The organism is Paraburkholderia sp. NMBU_R16 (assembly GCF_013282575.1).
Taxonomy (GTDB): Bacteria; Pseudomonadota; Gammaproteobacteria; order Burkholderiales; family Burkholderiaceae; genus Trinickia.
On record NZ_JAAAYE010000052.1, the window covers coordinates 1 to 18,728 of the forward strand.

General features: G+C 63.6%; 13 protein-coding genes. 4 read left to right on the forward strand and 9 right to left on the reverse strand.

Going from position 1 to position 18,728, the window contains the following annotated elements:
• Positions 1–667 precede the first annotated feature (667 nt).
• Together GWC77_RS21940 and GWC77_RS21945 are read left to right on the forward strand one after the other, a co-directional pair.
• Complete coding sequence (locus GWC77_RS21940) at positions 668–976, forward strand: putative quinol monooxygenase (protein WP_173260269.1); 309 nt, start codon at positions 668–670, stop codon at positions 974–976.
• Positions 977–1,088: 112 nt separating this feature from the next.
• A complete protein-coding gene (locus GWC77_RS21945) occupies positions 1,089–2,249 on the forward strand; it encodes a DNA topoisomerase IB (protein ID WP_173260270.1) in 1,161 nt (386 codons plus the stop codon).
• On the opposite strand, the gene GWC77_RS21950 is transcribed toward GWC77_RS21945, so the two are convergent.
• The 6 genes from GWC77_RS21950 to GWC77_RS21975 are packed head-to-tail and all read right to left on the reverse strand — an operon-like array spanning position 2,221 to position 11,228.
• Positions 2,221–3,012: a peptidylprolyl isomerase gene (locus GWC77_RS21950; protein WP_173260271.1), complete on the reverse strand. Its 792-nt coding sequence runs from the start codon at positions 3,010–3,012 to the stop codon at positions 2,221–2,223. The two genes, GWC77_RS21945 and GWC77_RS21950, sit on opposite strands and share 29 nt — an antisense overlap.
• A 10-nt stretch (positions 3,013–3,022) precedes the next feature.
• The gene (gene narI / locus GWC77_RS21955; RefSeq protein ID WP_173260272.1) at positions 3,023–3,751 is read right to left on the reverse strand and encodes a respiratory nitrate reductase subunit gamma; all 729 of its coding nucleotides are present in this window, start codon (positions 3,749–3,751) and stop codon (positions 3,023–3,025) included.
• Position 3,752: 1 nt separating this feature from the next.
• Complete coding sequence (gene narJ, locus GWC77_RS21960; protein WP_173260273.1) at positions 3,753–4,463, reverse strand: nitrate reductase molybdenum cofactor assembly chaperone; 711 nt, start codon at positions 4,461–4,463, stop codon at positions 3,753–3,755.
• A gap of 3 nt (positions 4,464–4,466) precedes the next feature.
• Entirely contained in the window at positions 4,467–5,990 is a 1,524-nt protein-coding gene (narH, locus tag GWC77_RS21965) for a nitrate reductase subunit beta (protein WP_173260274.1), read from the reverse strand.
• Entirely contained in the window at positions 5,987–9,793 is a 3,807-nt protein-coding gene (locus GWC77_RS21970) for a nitrate reductase subunit alpha (RefSeq protein ID WP_173260275.1), read from the reverse strand. The genes narH and GWC77_RS21970 overlap by 4 nt, the downstream gene beginning before the upstream one ends.
• A gap of 19 nt (positions 9,794–9,812) precedes the next feature.
• Positions 9,813–11,228, reverse strand: a complete 1,416-nt coding sequence (locus tag GWC77_RS21975; RefSeq protein WP_173260276.1) for a NarK family nitrate/nitrite MFS transporter — start codon at positions 11,226–11,228, stop codon at positions 9,813–9,815.
• Positions 11,229–11,598: 370 nt separating this feature from the next.
• Between GWC77_RS21975 and GWC77_RS21980 the strand changes: the two genes are divergently transcribed.
• Both GWC77_RS21980 and GWC77_RS21985 read left to right on the forward strand, forming a co-directional pair.
• Entirely contained in the window at positions 11,599–12,819 is a 1,221-nt protein-coding gene (locus tag GWC77_RS21980; protein ID WP_173260277.1) for a solute carrier family 23 protein, read from the forward strand.
• A gap of 216 nt (positions 12,820–13,035) precedes the next feature.
• The gene (locus GWC77_RS21985) at positions 13,036–14,319 is read left to right on the forward strand and encodes an EAL domain-containing protein (RefSeq protein WP_173260278.1); all 1,284 of its coding nucleotides are present in this window, start codon (positions 13,036–13,038) and stop codon (positions 14,317–14,319) included.
• A gap of 28 nt (positions 14,320–14,347) precedes the next feature.
• Here the strand turns inward: GWC77_RS21985 and GWC77_RS21990 are convergent, their stop codons facing one another.
• From GWC77_RS21990 to GWC77_RS22000, 3 genes are all read right to left on the reverse strand, one after another.
• A complete protein-coding gene (locus GWC77_RS21990) occupies positions 14,348–14,638 on the reverse strand; it encodes a type II toxin-antitoxin system RelE/ParE family toxin (RefSeq protein ID WP_173260279.1) in 291 nt (96 codons plus the stop codon).
• Complete coding sequence (locus GWC77_RS21995) at positions 14,625–14,867, reverse strand: type II toxin-antitoxin system Phd/YefM family antitoxin (RefSeq protein ID WP_173260280.1); 243 nt, start codon at positions 14,865–14,867, stop codon at positions 14,625–14,627. Before GWC77_RS21995 ends, GWC77_RS21990 begins: the two co-directional genes overlap by 14 nt.
• A 163-nt stretch (positions 14,868–15,030) precedes the next feature.
• Entirely contained in the window at positions 15,031–18,660 is a 3,630-nt protein-coding gene (locus GWC77_RS22000; protein ID WP_173260281.1) for an indolepyruvate ferredoxin oxidoreductase family protein, read from the reverse strand.
• Positions 18,661–18,728 lie beyond the last annotated feature (68 nt).

The following is an 18,728-nucleotide window of genomic DNA, read 5'->3' on the forward strand; positions in this document are numbered from 1 at the left end:
ATCCGGCTTCGCGCGTGCACGAACTCACGCCGCGAATCTGGAAATCGCTCTTCGCCGACAACCCGCTGCGCTCGCCACTGCATCAGATCGCCTGAGATCGCAACGACGTCGGTCAATTACCGATTACACACACACAGCGGGTGCGACCCTCAGGGAATGTGCGCGGCAACACATTCATCGCGCTTTTCAAATCGGGAAAAGGGCAAACGTTTGCGAATGATTGTTATTGCTCAAATAAAGGAGGATTTGGACCGAATGCGGTTGAATCAGTGACGAGGTTAAAGAGAGGGTTTGATTCAGGCTGCAGAATTGTGCGGGAATGTCAATACGGTTTGCGTATATCCGTATGGAATCTGTATTGAAGCAACACTCGAAAAAAGGACCGAATCGATAACGGCGATCGAAGAGAGGAAAAGCTCGTGATGCAAACGCACAGCGTCGACACCAGGGCGGGGAGGGCGATTTCGCCGGCCCCTTCGGAATCGCTTCGTGAAGGTCCGTGCCGAGGCACAGATGTCGCTCGATGCTGCAATGCCGCATCGAGCGATGGCCACCGAACTGCACCGCGAGGGCACTCGGTGGCAGAATCGGTGACCAGCACGCACGCCCTCGCGCCGTGAGTCGAGGGTTTCGAAGTTCCCGACGTATCTCTTCAGGAGGAGTTGGAATGAGCGCCCATATCATCGCCACGATCACGCCGAAGCCGGAACATGCCACCGATGTGGAAAAGCAGGTGCGCCATATGGTGGAAGTGACGCGCAAGGAGCCGGGCAACCACCGCTACGATCTTTTTCGAGAAACATCGCCAAGCGGGCCGGTGCTGCATCTGTACGAGATCTATGAAGACCGGAACGCGTTCGATAGCCATCTCGCGAGCAACCACTTCCAGACGTTTCGTTCGACGGTCGCGGATTGGCTCGCCGAGCCGCCGCAAGTGAGAGTGCTCGAAGCGCTAGATGTGGCCCCCGAGCGCTGAGGCGAGCGCCTGAGACTGGATTGCGCGGCTCGGCAACGACGAAGGTTCATCCATCGCCCATGGCACGAAGCGTGCTGAGCGGGGTGTGAACCTACCGAATTGCCGAGCCCGCATGCCGCGTCGCCGCCACACGAATGAACCATCGCACCGCGCCGCGGCCGGCTCGCTCGATCGCAACCATGAGGTCGAGGTGCCGCCCGGCCTGCATTACGTCGACGATACGAAGCCGGGTATCCGGCGCAGGCTCATTCGCGGACATTTCGCCTATTTCGACCCGCAAGGGCGCCGCATTCGCGATGCGGAGGAAGTCGCTCGCATCAACGCGCTCGCCGTTCCGCCCGCTTACACCGATGTATGGATCTGTCCTGACCCGCTCGGACACTTGCAGGCGACCGGCCGCGACTCGCGTGCGCGCAAGCAGTACCGCTATCACCCGCGCTGGCGCGAGACGCGCGACGCCACCAAGTTCGAGCGCATGGCTGCGTTCGCGGACGTCTTGCCGAAAATCCGCGCACGCATCGCGCGCGATTTGCGGCTGCCCGGCATGCCGTGGCACAAGGTCGTGGCAACGGTCGTCCGTCTGCTCGACATCACGCTCGCGCGCGTCGGCAGCCGCGAATACGTGCGAGAAAACAATTCCTATGGTTTGACCACGTTGCGCAAGCGCCATGCGGCGGTCCGTGCCGGGCACCTGCGCTTTCGCTTTCGCGGCAAGAGCGGGATCGAGCACGACATCGATGTCGAAGACCCGCGCCTCGCGCGCATCGTGCGCAAGTGCCTCGATTTGCCGGGGCATGAGCTCTTTCAGTACGTCGACGATGCCGGCATGAGGCATCCCGTCGGCTCATCGGACATCAACGACTATCTGCGCGAAGCAAGTGGCGCGGAGTTCACCGCGAAGGACTATCGCACCTGGGCGGGCAGCGTGCTGGCGCTCGGTGCGCTGCGGCGCATCGAGCCGCAGCCGGGCGAGCGGCACCTGCGCACGCATGTCGTCGAAACCGTGAAGGAAGTCGCCGCGACGTTGCGCAATACGCCGGCCGTTTGCCGTCGCTGCTACATCCATCCGGCCGTGCTCGAAGCGTTCGAGGCCGGCGAGCTGCATACGTTGCCGAAGGTGCGCACGCGTCACGGCCTGAAGGCCGACGAGGCCGCATTTGCGGCATTGCTGCGACGCGAGGCAAGACGCGCGCGCCGCGGCGAGCGGCGTGCCGCAACGCTCGAGGAACAGCTCGCGGCGAGCGTCAGAGCGGCGGCACGCTCGCGTCGCTGAGGTCGGCCTCGAATTCCAGCCCCTCGAGCGTCGCCGCTTGCGCGAGCCGATCGAGGTAGCGGCGCAGCTCCGTTGCAAAGCTCTGCTGCCGCAGCGTTTGCGCGACGGCGGCGCGTACGCTCTCGAACGGCGGCTCGTTGCCGGGCTCGCGCTCGAGCACTTCGACGACGTGAAAGCCGAATCGGCTCAGCACGAGCCGCGGGAGCACGCCGACTTCCTTGTTTTCGAAAAGCTCCTGCGCAAATTCGGGCGCGCATGCCTCGACGCTCAGCCATCCGAGGTTCCCGCCCTCGGCGCCGCTCGGGCAATTCGACCATTGCCCGGCGGCGCGCGCGAATCGGCCATCGTCCGCGTCGGGCTGACAGCGCATATCGAGCAGGCATGCTTCGGCGCGCGTACGCAATTGCGCTACATCGACGCCCGGCGTCACCGCGAACAGGACATGCCTTGCTCGCACGCGCGCGCCCACGGCGTAGCGACGCGCATGCGCCGCGTGATAGCGGCGGCACGCCTCGTCGGAAGGCTCTTGTGCCGGCAAGGCATCGTCGAGCAATGCTTCGATCGCCGCGGTAGCTTCCACGCTGATGGCACCGTCCACCGGCGTGGGATCGTCATCGCCGAGCAGCCCGGCTTCGATCGCGGCTTGGCGCAAGAGCTCGGTGCAGGCGCGCTGTCTGAGCACCTCCGCGCTCAGCGTTTCGCCGGACAAATGAAGCGCGACACCGTTGACTGTGGCCACCTTGCCGTTTTGTGGGATCGTCATCTCTTGCCTCTCAAATTCGGTGTTGCGAGCGCGTGTGGCCGGGCGGCAGGTTGAGCCGACGCGCGCGCACGAGCTGATAGGGACGGAATGCGTAGCTCACGGTGCCGAAGCCGCTCCAGACATGCACGAGCCGCGTGAACGGGAACAGCAGAAAGATCGTCATGCCGAGCACGAGATGAATCTTGAACGGCCATTCGACTGCGCTCAGCATGCTCGCATCGGGCCGCAATGTGACGATATGCTGCGCCCAGTTGGCGAGAATCAGCATGGTGCCCGCCGTTTCGCGGTCCGCATAAGAGAAAGGCAACGTAACGAGGCCAAGCACGAGCTGGACCCAGAGAATCGCCAGGATCGCGATGTCGGTCCGGCGGCTCGTCAGCCGGATGCGTGGATCGAAAAGCCTTCGATGCAAAAGCAGCGTGAGACCGACGAAGCAGAGCGAGCCCGCGATCCCACCCGAGAGGATCGCCAGCATCTGCTTTTGTTGGGCGGAAATCATCGACTCATAGAGCGCATGCGGTGTCAGGAGCCCGACCGTGTGGCCGAACAGCAGAAACAGAATGCCGATATGAAAAAGATTGCTTCCCCAGCGCAACTGCCCCGCGCGCAACAACTGTGACGAATCGCTTTTCCAGGTGTATTGATCGCGGTCGAAACGAAACAGCGAGCCGAGCAGAAAAATAGCGAGGCAGATGTACGGATAGATGCTGAAAAAGAAGGTATAGGCGGCTTGACTCATCTCAGGCTCCTTGCGCACGGGGCGTGTTTCCACCCGCTTTCGGCGTCTTAACGATATGGATCGGCTGCGAGCGATCCGGGTTGGCGGATTGGCCTTCGACCGAGCAGCCGCCAAACGCAACGGGCTCGCTCCACGTGTCGTCGAGCGCCGGCTCGCTTGCGAGGACGACAGGCTCCGCCGATTCGCCGGCGAGTTCGATGAGTGCGGCCAGCACGCTCGCATAGTCGCTGTCCCGCTCGACGAGTGCGCTATGAATGTTGCGCAGCAAGTGCGCGATCTCGCGCAGAAAATCGGCAGCTTGCATAGGCGGTTGCGTCGATGCGAATTCGAGTACGACGCAAAGGTGATCGGGCAATTCGTCCGATGCGAGCGCGAGCCCCGCGTCCTCGTAGGTTTTGATGAGGTCGATCATCGCCGGGCCACGATCGCGCGAATCGCCGTGCACGTGCTCGAACAGGTGCAAAGCGGTGCGGCGGCCGCGATCGAAGAGATCGACGTATGCCGCTTCCGCCTCGAGCCCGGTACTACTGGCCAGGCGATCGATCAGCGCATCGATCGAGGCGAGCCGGCCCGCAATCAGTGCGCCTTCGTCGCGCAACGCCGTGCGCATCTCGGGCAGGTGGGCGCGCAGCGCCGCGTCGGGATAGCTCAGCAAGCGTGCGAGGGCGCGCAACGTCGTTGCGCAGCTCGGGGTGGTCTCGAGAGTCGTCATCGCTCAGATCTCCGCCTTGATCGGAATCGTGCGGCGCTTTGCGCCGCCGAACAGGCTCGTCTCGCCGACACCTTCCGAGCAGCCGTTGCCGAAGCTGAATCCGCATCCTCCGCGGACATCGAACGCGTTCTCGGCATATTCGCGGTGCGAGGTGGGGATGACGAAGCGGTCTTCGTAGTTGGCGATCGCCATGACACGGTACATCTCGTCGACTTGCTCGACGCTAAGACCCGCCTGTGCAAGGGCAGCATGGTTCTCGATGCCGTCGACATGCTTGCCACGTTGCCAGGCCCGCATCGCCAGCATCCGTTCAAGCGCGCGCACGACCGGCACGGTGTCGCCCGCGGTCAGCAGGTTCGCGAGGTATTGCACCGGAATGCGCAACTGGTTGACGTCGGGAATCTCGCCGTTCACACCGATGTGTCCGGCGTTGGCCGCCGATGTGATCGGCGAGAGCGGCGGCACGTACCAGACCATCGGCAGCGTCCGGTATTCGGGGTGCAGCGGCAACGCGACCTTCCAGTCGACCGCCATCTTGTAGACGGGGCTCATGCGCGCGGCCTGGATCCAGTTCTCGGGCACGCCGTCCTTACGCGCTTGCTCGATCACTTTCGGATCGCTGGGATCGAGAAAGACATCGAGCTGCGCCTCGTAGAGATCGCGGTCGTTCTCGACGGAGGCCGCCGCTTCGATACGGTCGGCGTCGTAGAGCAGCACACCCAGATAGCGGATGCGCCCGACACAGGTCTCCGAGCACACGGTGGGCTGTCCGGCCTCGATGCGCGGATAGCAGAAGATGCACTTCTCGGCCTTACCGCTCTTCCAGTTGTAGTAGATCTTCTTGTAGGGGCAGCCCGATACGCACATGCGCCAGCCGCGGCACTTGTCTTGATCGATCAGGACGATGCCGTCTTCCTCGCGTTTGTAGATGGAGCCGGAAGGGCACGAAGCCACGCACGCCGGGTTCAGGCAGTGTTCGCACAGCCGCGGCAAGTACATCATGAACGTGTTTTCGAACTGTCCGTAGATGTCTTTCTGAATGTCGTCGAAATTCCGATCCTTGCTGCGCTTGGCGAACTCGCCGCCGAGAATCTCTTCCCAGTTGGGACCCCAAACGATTTTCTCCATCCGCTGGCCCGTGATCAGGCTGCGTGGACGGGCCGTCGGAGCGGCCTTCATCTCGGGCGCGCTTTGCAAGTGGTCGTAGTCGAAGGTGAACGGCTCGTAATAGTCGTCGATCTGCGGCAGGTTCGGATTCGCGAAGATGCGCATGAGCAGCTTCCACTTGCCTCCCTGGCGCGGCGCAATGGAGCCGTCGGCGCGGCGCACCCAGCCGCCATTCCATTTGTCCTGGTTCTCCCATTCCTTGGGATAACCGATGCCAGGTTTCGTTTCGACGTTGTTGAACCAGGCGTATTCCATGCCCGGGCGGCTCGTCCAGACGTTCTTGCACGTCACGCTGCAGGTATGGCAGCCGATGCACTTGTCGAGATTCAGCACCATGCCGATTTGTGCGCGTACCTTCATTGTTTGTCTCCGTGAAGCAGGCTCGCACCTCTCGTGCTTTCGTTAGCCGGTGCATCGAGCCAGTCGACCTGACTCATCTTTCGCACGACCACGAACTCGTCGCGATTCGTGCCGATCGTGCCGTAGTAGTTGAAGCCGTAGCTCAATTGCGCATAGCCGCCGATCATATGCGTGGGCTTGAGCACGATGCGCGTCACCGAGTTGTGGATCCCGCCGCGTATGCCCGTGATTTCCGAGCCCGGCGTGTTGATGATCTTCTCTTGCGCGTGATACATGAGCACCATGCCGGGTTTGACACGTTGACTGACCACGGCGCGTGCGGCGATCGCGCCGTTAACATTGAAGAGCTCGATCCAATCGTTGTCCTCGATGCCGGCCTGGCTGGCGTCGTCCTCGCTGATCCAGACGACGGGGCCGCCGCGATTGAGCGTCAACATCAGCAGGTTGTCGCTGTAGGTGCTGTGAATCCCCCATTTCTGGTGCGGCGTAATGAAGTTCAGCACGAGCTCGGGATGGCCGTTCGGCTTTACGCCGTTGATGCCGGCCGTGGCCTTGAGATCGACGGGCGGACGGTAGGTCGAAAACCCCTCCCCGAACGCGATCATCCACGGGTGATCCTGATAGAACTGCTGGCGGCCCGTGAGCGTGCGCCAGGGGATCAATTCGTGCACGTTCGTATAGCCCGCGTTGTAGCTGACGGTTTCGCTTTCGATTCCGCTCCAGGTCGGCGAGCTGATGATCTTGCGCGGCTGAGCCTGAATGTCGCGATAACGAATCTTCTCGTCTTCGCGGTAAAGCGCGAGGTGCTTGTGTTCGCGGCCCGTCGCTTTCGTAAGCGCCTCCCACGCCTTGACGGCGACATGTCCATTTGTCTCGGGCGCGAGGTGCAGAATGACTTCGCATGCATCGATATCCGAGACGATGCGCGGCATGCCCTTCGTCACGCCATCTTCGAGCGTCACGCCGTTCAGTTCGCCGAGCTGCTCGACTTCGGTGGCGGTTTTCCAGGCGATCCCCTTGCCGCCGTTGCCCACGCGGTTCATGAGCGGGCCGAGCGCGGTGAAGCGCTTGTAGACATTCGGGTAATCGCGTTCGACCACGGTGACCTGCGGCGCCGTCTTACCCGGTATCAACTCGCATTCGCCCTTTTTCCAGTCGCGTACTTCGAATGGCTGGGCAAGCTCGCCGGGCGTATCGTGCATGAGCGGCGTGAGCACGACTTCCTTTTCCACGCCGAGATGGCCGACGCAGACCTCGCTGAAGGCCTTGGCAAAGCCCTTGTAGATCTCCCAGTCTGAACGGGCTTGCCAAACCGGATCCACGGCCGCCGAGAGCGGATGGATGAACGGGTGCATGTCGCTCGTATTGAGGTCGTTCTTCTCGTACCAGCTCGCGGTGGGCAATACGATGTCCGAATAGAGACAGGTGGTGCTCATGCGGAAATCGAGCGTGACCAGCAGATCGAGCTTGCCTTGCGGTGCCTCGTCGTGCCAGCGCACTTCGGCAGGTTTCGCATCGCCGGCGCCGAGGTCTTTGCCTTGCACGCCGTTATCGGTGCCCAGCAGGTGCTTGCAGAAATATTCGTGACCCTTGCCCGACGAGCCGAGCAGGTTCGAGCGCCAGACGAACATGTTGCGCGGCCAGTTCTGCGGCGCGTCAGGGTCCTCGCAGCTCATTCGAAGGGATCCGGATTTCAGCGATTTCGCGACGTAGTCGCCGGGCGCCATGCCCGAAGCGGCGGCATCCTTGGCAACCTGCAACGGATTGGTATCGAGCTGTGGTGCGCTCGGCAGCCAGCCCATACGCTCGGCGCGTACGTTGTAATCGATCATGCTCCCGCTGAATTGCGCTTTGTCGGCGAGCGGGGACACGATCTCGTCGACGCCGAGCTTCTCGTAGCGCCATTGGTCCGTGTGAGCGTAGAAGAAGCTCGTGCTGTTCATCTGACGCGGCGGACGAATCCAATCGAGCGCGAAGGCGAGCGCGGTCCAGCCCGTTTGCGGACGCAGCTTTTCCTGGCCGACATAGTGCGACCAGCCGCCGCCGCTCTTGCCGATGCACCCGCACATCATCAGCAGGTTGATCACGCCGCGATAGTTCATATCGGCGTGATACCAGTGATTCATGCCGGCTCCGATGATGATCATCGAGCGGCCTTGCGTCTTGTCGGCGTTGGCGGCGAACTCGCGCGCCACCGTGACAATCTGCTCCCGCGGCACGCCCGTAATCGCTTCGGCCCATGCCGGCGTGTAGGGCGCGTTGTCGTCGTAGCTCGCCGCGCCGCTGCCGAGGCCGCGATCGATGCCGTATTGCGCGGCTTGCAGGTCGAACACGGTGGCGACCAGCGCGTCGACGGCCTTGCCGTCCTGCGTGAGGCGCATGCGCGCGACGGGTACATGCGCCAGATTGATGTCCCCCTGCTGCGCGTTCGCGGTAAAGTGCGGCGAATTCACGCCGCCGAAGTACGGAAACGCGACGTCGGCGATTTCCGGCGCCTGGTCCGCGTTCTCGAGCAACGAGAGCTTCAGCTTGACTTCGTGTCCATCGCGCGCGTCCTTGTTCTCGAGATTCCACTTGCCCGCATCGTCCCGGCCCTCGTCGCCCCAGCGAAAACCGATGGCGCCGTTCGGCACCACGGGCTGGCCGGCGGTGTCGCAGGCAATCGTCTTCCATTCCGGGTGGTTGGCTTGATCGAGCGAACCGTCGAAGTCGCTCGCACGAACATAGCGGTCGGGCACGAGCGCCGTACGGCCGTCTTCGAGCGTGCGCGAGCGAAGCAGCACGAGCATCGGCAAGTCGGTGTAGCGGCGTGCGTAGTCGTCGAAATAGGCGCTGCGGGTCTTGAAATAGAATTCGTTGAGCGCGACGTGGCCGAACGCCATGGCCAGCGCCGCATCGGTACCTTGCTTCGGATGGAGCCAGAGATCCGAAAGCTTCGCGACTTCGCTGTAGTCCGGCGTGATCGCGACGGTTTTCGTGCCCTTATAGCGGACTTCCGTGAAAAAATGCGCGTCCGGCGTGCGCGTTTGCGGCACGTTGCTGCCCCACGCGACGATGTAGCTCGAGTTGTACCAGTCGGCCGATTCGGGCACGTCCGTCTGCTCGCCCCAGACCTGCGGGCTCGACGGCGGCAGATCGCAGTACCAATCGTAAAAGCTCATGGATACGCCGCCGATGAGGCTCAGATAGCGGCTGCCGGCCGCGTAGCTGACCATGCTCATGGCCGGGATCGGCGAAAAGCCGATCACGCGGTCGGGCCCATGCCGCTTGATCGTATAGACATTGGCGGCGGCAACGAGTCGATTGACTTCCTCCCAGCTGCTGCGCGCAAAGCCCCCCATGCCGCGCACTTTTTGATAGTCGCGACGGGCCGCATCGTCTTCCACGATCGAGGCCCATGCGTCGACGGGGTCGCGGCATACCGTCAGCGCGGCGCGCCAGCGCTCGAGCAGCCGGGCGCGGACCATCGGGTACTTCACGCGGTTGGCGCTATAGAGGTACCACGAGTACGATGCGCCGCGCGCGCAGCCGCGCGGTTCGTGGTTGGGCATGTCCCAGCGGGTACGCGGATAATCGGTCTGCTGCGTTTCCCATGTGACGATCCCGCCTTTGACATAGATCTTCCATGAACACGAACCCGTGCAGTTGACGCCGTGCGTGCTGCGCACGATCTTGTCGTGCGACCAGCGGTTGCGATAGGCGTCCTCCCACGTGCGGTCCTCGCCGGTGGTGACCCCGTGTCCGTCGGAAAAGGATTCCTTCGGCAGTGCGAAATGATTGAGGCGATCGAGAAAGTGGCTCATTTGTAAGCAATCCGTCGTTTCAGCAAGGCATCGGCGCGTTACGGCGCGCATAGCGCCACCAAGTCACGGCGATGCAGATGGCGTAAAAGCCGATGAACACATAGAGCGCCGCTTCGGGGCCACCCGTCAGCGCGAGCGATGTGCCATAGCTTTTCGGGATGAAAAAGCCGCCGTATGCGGCGATAGCCGCCGAAAATCCGAGCGTTGCGGCAGCCTCGGTGTTGCCTTCCTTCGTTGCGTGCTGCACGGCTTCGCGATCGGATGCATTCACCTCGCGCAGCTTGAGCGTCTGGAAGATGACCGGAATCATGCGGAACGTCGACCCGTTGCCAATGCCCGAGGTCATGAAGAGCACCAGGAAGCTGACGAAGAACCCGGCGAAGCTGCCACCCGACGGCCCCGACGGCAGGAAGTAAAGGACCCCGCCTACCGCGCATGCCATGACGACGAAGTTCCATAAAGTGACCGGCGCACCGCCGAGCTTGTCGGCCAGCCAGCCGCCGAACGGGCGGATCGAGGCACCGATCAGCGGGCCGAGCCATGCGTAGGCAAGTGCGTTGATGCCCGGGAACTGGCTTTTGATGAGCAGCGGAAAGCCGGCGGCATAGCCGATGAACGAGCCGAAGGTGCCGAGGTAAAGCACGCACATCAGCCAGTTGTCCTTTCGGCGGAAGATTGCGGCTTGCGCGGCGAACGATGCTTTTGCGTCGGCCAGATCGTTCATGCCGAACCAGGCTGCGATAGCCGCGATCGCGATCCAGGGCACCCAGACGAATGCCGCGTTCTGAATCCAGACTTGAGCGATCAAACCGTTCTTCACGATGGTTTGAGATGCGCCGCCGAACACGCCGAAGATGCCGGCCGTCACGACGAGCGGGCTCAAGAACTGCACCACCGATACGCCCAGATTGCCGAGGCCGGCATTGACACCGAGCGCGGAACCCTTGCGCTCGCGTGGAAAGAAGAAGCTGATGTTGGCCATGCTCGAGCTGAAGTTGCCGCCTCCGAAACCGCACAAGAGCGCGAGGATCAGCATGGTGGGATAGCTCGTCGTGTTGTCCTGCACGGCAAAGCCGATGCCGATCGCGGGAATCAGCAGCGACGCGGTGGAGACCGCGGTCCAGCGCCGGCCGCCGAAGATGGGCACCATGAACGAGTAGAAGATCCGTAGCGTCGCGCCGGAGAGCGCGGGTGCCGCGGCGAGCCAAAAGAGCTGGTTCGTCGAATATGTGAAGCCGAGCAGCGGCAATTGCACGGCCACGGCGCTCCAGACCTGCCAGATCGCGAACGCCAGGAAGAGCGCGGGAACCGAGATCCAGAGGTTGAGCTTCGCGATGGCTTCGCCTTCCCGTTCCCAAAACGCCTTGTCCTCAGGCGTCCAGATTTCGAGCGTGTGCCCTCGTCGCGAGCCGAGGGGGGGCGATTGAGTACCCATGAAGTCTCTCCGGGTTGCGGCGCGCGCGGGAGGCGAGGGCGGGCCGCTCGCCCATTGCCCGCGTTGCAGTCCCTTGCGCGCTCGATCGGGATTGAAAATGTCACAGCGTGATAGTCGCCCTCGTGGCGTTGGGGTTATTGAGCGAGATCAAAGGGCGCTGAATTTGGCGGCGAAGCGCGGCGTATCGCGACATCGCGCCGCAGGAAGTACGACTGTCGACAAAAGCGGAGCGCCTCGAGACCGGGCTTCCTCGAACGGCGCACGGCTTGCCAGGGCACCCGGCCCTCCTTAAACTCGCGCGTGATTTCACCAACAGGCGGCGCTGTTTGCGCGGCGCATCCACGCCGATATAAAAAGGAGCCCCACGAGCATGGCCGATTCCTATTTCCCGCGCTGGCGCCTCGCGCCGCGTGCCGTCGAAGGCCGTGTCGTCGGGCCCGACGAACGGCTCGCATGGCCACAGACGATCGCAATGGGCGTACAGCACGTCGTCGCCATGTTCGGCTCCACGGTGCTTGCCCCATTGCTGATGGGCTTCGATCCCAATCTCTGCATTTTCATGTCGGGCGTCGGCACGCTGCTCTTTTTCGTGCTGGTGGGCGGACGTGTGCCGAGCTATCTCGGCTCCAGCTTTTCGTTCATCGGGCTCGTCATCGCGGTCACAGCCTATGGCGGCCACGGCCCGAATCCGAACATCCCTGTGGCGCTCGGCGGCATCGTTGCCTCTGGCGCGGCTTATGTCGTCATCGGCCTGATCGTCGCGGCCATCGGCACGCGCTGGATCGAAACGCTGATGCCCCCGGTCGTCACCGGAGCCGTCGTGGCGGTCATTGGCCTGAACCTCGCTCCGATCGCCGTGAGAGGTGTCAGCACGTCTGCCTTCGATTCATGGATGGCGCTCGTCACGGTGCTCTGCGTCGGCATCGTCGCCGTGTTCGCGCGCGGCATGGTGCAGCGGCTGCTGATTCTCGTCGGCCTCATCCTTGCATACGCGCTCTACGCGGTGCTCGCCAATGGCATGGGCATCGGCCGGCCGATCGACTTCGCGAGCGTGGCCAATGCGGCCTGGTTCGGCATGCCGCATTTCCGCTCGCCGGTCTTCGATCCGCACGCCATGATGCTGATCGCGCCAGTAGCGGTGATCCTCGTTGCCGAGAATCTTGGGCACATCAAGGCCGTGAGTGCGATGACCGGGCAGAACCTCGACCGTTACATTGGCCGCGCGTTCGTGGGCGATGGGCTCGCGACGATCGTGTTCGTCGTCGCCGCGATCATTGCGATCGGGCTCGGCTTCTCGCCGAAGTTCGGGGCGTTGATCGAAACGATACCCGGGCCCGTGCTCGGCGGCGTCTCGATCGTGGTCTTCGGGCTCATCGCCGTCACGGGTGCGCGGATCTGGGTCGCGAACCGGGTCGACTTCTCGGACAACCGCAATCTCATCGTCGCAGCCGTCACGCTGGTACTCGGCGCGGGCGACTTCTCACTGAAGTTCGGCGGTTTCGCGCTGGGCGGGATCGGAACCGCGACATTCGGGGCCATCATCCTCTATGCACTGTTGCGGCGCGAAGCCGCGCCCGGCCCGGTGCTTTGATCGCGCGCGAGGCACGCGCATTGCGCAGGATGCGCACCTTCGCGGTGCGTCTCGCGTGAAGTGCCCCGTCGTGATGCGCGAGCGGCGCGGTTTGCAGGATGCCGCGTGGATGCGCACGGAGCTTGCTTGGTGGCGATAGCCGTCAATAAGATCATTCCGAGGAACTCCGCCAATGAACCCGTTCGCTTCGATTCAAAACGCCGGCCGGAGGCGCGCATGATGAGCGCGTTGCAAGACGCGCCGGTGACGCCGCCGGCCGGTTTCGAGCTCGATATGGTCTCCGGATTGCAGCGTTATGCGCTGCGGCACCGCGAGCTGACCTTCACGAGCGTATTTCAACCTATCTTCAGCCTGGCTCACCTGCGCGCGGTGGGTTACGAGGGCTTGCTGCGTGCGCACGACGCCTTCGATTGTCCAGTGCCGCCGCTCGATGTGTTCGGCGAGGCGTCGCGGCAAGGCGAACTGCACCATGTGGACCGGCTCGCGATGACGCTGCACCTCGAGAACTTCAAGATGCTCGGCGCCGAGCGCGAGTGGCTGTTCCTGAACGTGCATGCGGGTGCGCTGACCGAGTCCTACCATGCGGCGGCGTTTGCCGCGAGTTTGTCGAGGCTTGCTTTGCCGCCGCGGCGCATCGTGCTGGAGATCCACGAGGACCGGATACACGATTTCGAGCGAATCGCCGAGGAGGCGCGCCGTTTTCGCGAACTCGGGTTCCTGATCGCACTCGATGACTTTGGCGCCGGCGATTCGAATCTCGAGCGCGTGTGGCAGCTCGATCCCGACATCGTCAAAATCGATCGGATGATGCTTTCGCATGCCGCGCATCGCACGCCGGCGGCAGCGATTCTGCCGGGCTTCGTCGCGTTGTTGCATGAAGCCGGCAAGCTCGTGCTGATCGAGGGTGTCGAGACCGAACACGAGGCGCAACTCGCCTTCGCCAGCGACGCCGATTTCGTTCAGGGCTTTTACTTCGGCAGGCCGGCTGCGGGCCCTGCCGATAGCGGCTACGCCGCCGCGCGCATCGGGGAACTCGCCGCGCATCACCGTTCGGAGACGGAATCGCGCGAGCGACGCCGTGCCGCGCGGCTCGCGCCTTATTTGCGCGCGTTCGCGCGAGCCGGCGAACGGATTGCGGCCGGCGAGCCATTGGAGGAGGTTTGCTGGAACTTTCTGGCGCTCGACCATGCCGCGCGCTGCTTTCTGCTCGATTCCGAAGGGCGTCAGGCGGGCCGCAACATCGTGCTGCGCGCGGATCGGCCGGGCCAAGAGGCGCGTTTCATGCCCGTTGCCGATGCCGAGGGCGCGAACTGGATGCGCCGGCCGTATTTTCGGGCAGCGATGGAAATGCCCGATCGCGTCCACGCGACGAAGCCCTATCTTTCGATCAACGAGGCGTTGCCCTGCGTCACGATCTCGCTCGCCATCCGTGTCGGCGAGCGACTCTGCGTGCTATGCGGCGATATCGACTGGATAGAGGATGAAGCCTCGATGGAATGAAAGCGGCGGTTGAGGCGCAGCGATGCGCTCAATGGAGGCGCGATAGAGCGGTGCGATATACGATTTCGCGCTCGCGTTTGCCGACGGCAACCACCACGACGGTGATGGCGTGCTCGTCGACGCGATACACGAGCCGGTAGCCGGGCGCTTTCGGCTTGATCTTGAAGCATCCCGGCATTCCATAAAGCCTGGCGGATTCGATGTGCGGATCGATCAAACGCGCGCTCAAGCGCTGCTTGAACTGTTCGCGGACGGTAGAGTCGAGGCGCCGCCACTCTTTGAGCGCGGATGGCAGGAACTGGAGTTCATAGATCTTCAATCTTGACGTTCACCGGGGTCTCGCCGCTGCGCTGCCTGACGATTTCGGCGAGTTGAAGGTCTCCAAGTCGCTCGCAGACTGCTTCCCATGCCCGTGCCGGGACCAGGTACGCGATCGGCTTGTTGCGGTTCAACACCGCGACAGGGCCGTTCGCGCGTTCGATGACGGCGGTGGGATTGATCTTCAATTCGCTGATGCCGATAGAGGCGCGTGCAAGGATGTTTTCCATGGTCGATTGCTTTGGCGTGCGAACCGTGTCGCGTTCGCACGCTTGCTCCGGGAAATGAGTCTAGGAGAACGGCGTCGAGCTGCCTATAGGCCGGATGGCCAAGGCGAGTCGCCGCCGCTGGAGACCAGATAATAGGTCTCTTAAATGGTCATGTCAACGTCCTCTACTTCCCGGCGACGACGACCGGTATCCCCCGCAGCCCTTGAACGCCGCGCGCTTCGTCGAGCGCGCGCTGCACATCGGGACTCGTTGCCGCCTCGATCCCAAGCCGGGCCGCGATCTCACGCTCGCTGCGTTTCATTGCCGCAAGACTCGCGAGCTTCACGTGGCCATAGCCGCGCACGCGCGCGCAAAGGCCCGCTAGCGTCGCAACGTCGGCAGCCGTCGCGGTGCTGACGATCGCAAATGCGCGTTTCATCGTTTGCTCGTAGTCGTATGCAAGTGCACGCTCCATGCGCCGTTCGAGCGTCTTGCCGAACGGATCGAGCGCGGTGCCGCGCAGCCCGCGGCAACGAGCCAATGCTCCGAGCACCGGCCACAGCCATTGTCCGAATGCCATCTTGCGCGGCACACCGCCCGCCTTGGCCTTCGAGAGTGCGGGCGGCGCAAGGTTGAAGCGAATCTTGAAGTCCTTGCCTGCGCTGCCTTCGAATTGCGCTTCGAGCGCGCCGCGAAACTCGGCATCGCGATAAAGCCGCGCGACTTCGTATTCGTCCTTGACTGCGAGCAGGCGATAGAACGCCGCGGCCACCGCCTGCGCGATGCCTGCGTCCGGGGCGCGGGCGTCGGCTTCGCGCGCGAGCCGGACGAGCGCGCGGTAGCGTTCGACATAGCGGGCGCCGCCGTACGCCGCGAGCCGCGCTTCGCGATCGGCAACGAGCGCTTCGAGGCCGGCGGCAGAGGCGGCAGCCCCAACAGCAGCCCCACCGGCGACAAAATCACGCGACTGAGCACCGCGTGGGGCGTGCCGCTCGGCCCATAACGCGTCGAGTCCGGCCGGGTCGCCAGCCGCGAGGCGCCCGATCGAAAACGCGAGCCGGTTCATCGGCACTGCAACGTTGTTGAGTTCGATCGCGCGCATCAGTGCCGCGAGCGAGACCGGCACGAGTCCGAGCTGCCAGGCAAAGCCGAGCATCAGGATATTCGCGCCGATGGTGTCGCCCAGAAACTTGGCTGCGACGCTTTGTGCATCGCACGTGGACATGAATTCGCTGCCTGCGGCGTGTCGCATCTTGGCCAGCAGTGCCTCGCTCTCGAGGCTCGCATCGGGGTTGCGCACGAACGCGGCATTCGGAATGGCGTGCGTGTTGACGACGATGCGGGTGCGCGAGTGCCGCACCGTTTGTAGCGCATCCGGGCTCGCGCCCACCACCATGTCGCAGGCCAGCAGCACGTCGGCTTGCTGCGTATCGATGCGCACCTGATTGAGCAACGCATCGCGCGCGGCAAAGCGCACATACGAGAGCACGGCGCCGCCTTTTTGCGCGAAGCCCATGAAATCGAGCACGGACGCGCTCTTGCCTTCGAGATGCGCGGCCATGCTGATGAGGGCGCCCACCGTCACGACGCCGGTCCCGCCCACGCCCGTGACGAGAATATCGAAAGGCGCGTCGCCGAGCGCCGCGCCCGGCTGCGGCAACGCATCGACGCGCCGGGCCAGCGACGCTTCGTCGAACGCGATGCCCGCGGCCTTTTTGAGTGTGCCGCCCAGCACGGTGACGAAGCTCGGACAAAAGCCGTTGACGCAGGAGAAGTCCTTGTTGCAAGAGGACTGGTCGATACGGCGCTTGCGGCCGAGCGGCGTTTCGACGGGTTCGACGGACAGGCAGTTCGATTGCACGCCGCAGTCGCCGCAGCCTTCGCAGACGGCCTCGTTGATGAAAAGGCGCCGGTCGGGATCGGGATACTCGCCCTTCTTGCGGCGCCGCCGCTTCTCGGCCGCACAGGTCTGATCGTAGATGAGGACCGTCACGCCTTCGATCTCGCGCAACATCCGCTGCACGTCATCGAGCTCGCTGCGATCGTGAAACGTCGTACCCTTGGGAAAGAGCGCATGGTGCCCGTCGTACTTGTGCGGCTCGTCCGAGACGACGACGAAACGCGACACGCCTTCGGCTTCGACCTGCCGCGCAATCTGCGGTACCGAGATACTGCCGTCCACGGGCTGGCCGCCCGTCATCGCGACCGCATCGTTGTAGAGAATCTTGTAGGTGATGTTCGTATTCGCGGCAACCGCCTGGCGGATGGCGAGGATGCCGGAGTGGAAATAGGTGCCGTCGCCGAGATTCTGGAAGACGTGGCGCGTCTTCGTGAACATCGAATGCGAGGCCCAGTCCACCCCTTCGCCGCCCATTTGAATGAGCCCCGTCGTATCCCGCTCCATCCAGGAAGCCATGAAGTGGCAGCCGATGCCGGCTTGCGCGACGGAGCCTTCGGGCACGCGCGTCGACGTATTGTGTGGGCAACCCGAGCAAAAGTAGGGCGTGCGCTTCACGGCATCGGCGGCATTCGAGAGAATCTGCGGCGCGACGAGATCGACCACGCGCTCGCGCCTGTCGAGCGCGGGCTTGACGCGCGCGAGCCATTGAGCGAAATGCGGCAGCACGCGCGAGGGCCGCAATTCGCCGGTCGCCGGTAGCAGCGGGGCACCGCTCGCATCGCGTTTGCCGATCACGATAGGGCGCGTGTCCGCCGCTCGGTTGAAGAGGTGGTCCTTGATCTGCTGTTCGACGACGGGGCCTTTCTCCTCGATGACGAAGACTTCGTTCAGGCCTTGGACGAACGTATCGAGCCGCGTCGTTTCGAGCGGAAACGAGAGACCGACTTGATAGATCCGCACGCCGGCCGCCTCGAGCTCCTCAACGGTGAGGTCGAGCCTTCTCAGTGCCTCCATGAGATCGAGATGCGCTTTGCCGCACGTGACGATGCCGACGGTGGCATGCGGGCTCGGCGCAATCCATCGGTCGATGCTGTTGACGCGCGCGAAGGCTCGCACCGCGTCGAGCTTCGCCGCGAGGCGTGCCTCGATGGCGAGACTGGGCAGATCCGGCCACCGGTTGTGCAGGCCATCAACGGGCGGCGTGAAGTCGGCCGGCGCATTCCACTGTGTCGTCAGTGCATCGAGATCGACGGTGGAGCCCGATTCGACGGTCTCGGAAATCGCCTTGAAACCGACCCAGGCGCCCGAGAAGCGCGACAGCGCGAAGCCGTAGAGGCCGAATTCGAGCATGTCCGAGACGTTCGCCGGATTCACGATCGGCATTTGCCACGACATCATCGTGAAGTCGCTTTGATGGGGCATCGACGACGACACACAGCCATGATCGTCACCGGCCACGACCAGCACGCCGCCATGCGGCGACGAGCCGTACGCGTTGCCGTGCTTCAGGGCGTCGCCTGCGCGGTCGACGCCGGGCCCCTTGCCGTACCACATCGCGAAGACGCCATCGACGGTGCGCGCTTCGTCGGCTTCGACACGCTGCGTGCCGAGCACCGCCGTGCCGCCGAGTTCCTCGTTGATCGCGGGCAGGAAGCGGATATCGTCCGCGTCGAGCAGCTTCTTCGCTTTCCACATCTGCTGATCGACCATGCCGAGCGGCGAGCCGCGATAGCCGCTCACGAAGCCAGCCGTATTGAGCGAGCGTGTGCGGTCGAGGCGCCGCTGCATCAGCATCAGCCGCACGAGGGCCTGCGTGCCGGTCAGAAAGATGCGGCCCCGCGTGGCGCTCAGGTTATCGGTGAGCCGATATTCGGATAGGGCGGGGGTGCCCTCGAGGGCCAGGCACGCGGTCATGACGGGTGTCTCCAGTTATTGCGCCGCGCGGTACGTGCGCAGGCGGCAGGCCCGCGACGCGGCGTCGC

Bases quoted from the DNA above. Each gene is read 5' to 3' on its own strand.
- narI (WP_173260272.1), bottom strand. From the start codon at position 3,751: ATGAGTCAAGCCGCCTATACCTTCTTTTTCAGCATCTATCCGTACATC.
- GWC77_RS21970 (WP_173260275.1), bottom strand. From the start codon at position 9,793: ATGAGCCACTTTCTCGATCGCCTCAATCATTTCGCACTGCCGAAGGAA.
- GWC77_RS21945 (WP_173260270.1), top strand. From the start codon at position 1,089: ATGCCGCGTCGCCGCCACACGAATGAACCATCGCACCGCGCCGCGGCC.
- GWC77_RS21985 (WP_173260278.1), top strand. From the start codon at position 13,036: ATGATGAGCGCGTTGCAAGACGCGCCGGTGACGCCGCCGGCCGGTTTC.
- GWC77_RS21995 (WP_173260280.1), bottom strand. From the start codon at position 14,867: ATGGAAAACATCCTTGCACGCGCCTCTATCGGCATCAGCGAATTGAAG.
- GWC77_RS22000 (WP_173260281.1), bottom strand. From the start codon at position 18,660: ATGACCGCGTGCCTGGCCCTCGAGGGCACCCCCGCCCTATCCGAATAT.
- GWC77_RS21950 (WP_173260271.1), bottom strand. From the start codon at position 3,012: ATGACGATCCCACAAAACGGCAAGGTGGCCACAGTCAACGGTGTCGCG.
- narJ (WP_173260273.1), bottom strand. From the start codon at position 4,463: ATGACGACTCTCGAGACCACCCCGAGCTGCGCAACGACGTTGCGCGCC.
- GWC77_RS21940 (WP_173260269.1), top strand. From the start codon at position 668: ATGAGCGCCCATATCATCGCCACGATCACGCCGAAGCCGGAACATGCC.
- GWC77_RS21975 (WP_173260276.1), bottom strand. From the start codon at position 11,228: ATGGGTACTCAATCGCCCCCCCTCGGCTCGCGACGAGGGCACACGCTC.
- narH (WP_173260274.1), bottom strand. From the start codon at position 5,990: ATGAAGGTACGCGCACAAATCGGCATGGTGCTGAATCTCGACAAGTGC.
- GWC77_RS21980 (WP_173260277.1), top strand. From the start codon at position 11,599: ATGGCCGATTCCTATTTCCCGCGCTGGCGCCTCGCGCCGCGTGCCGTC.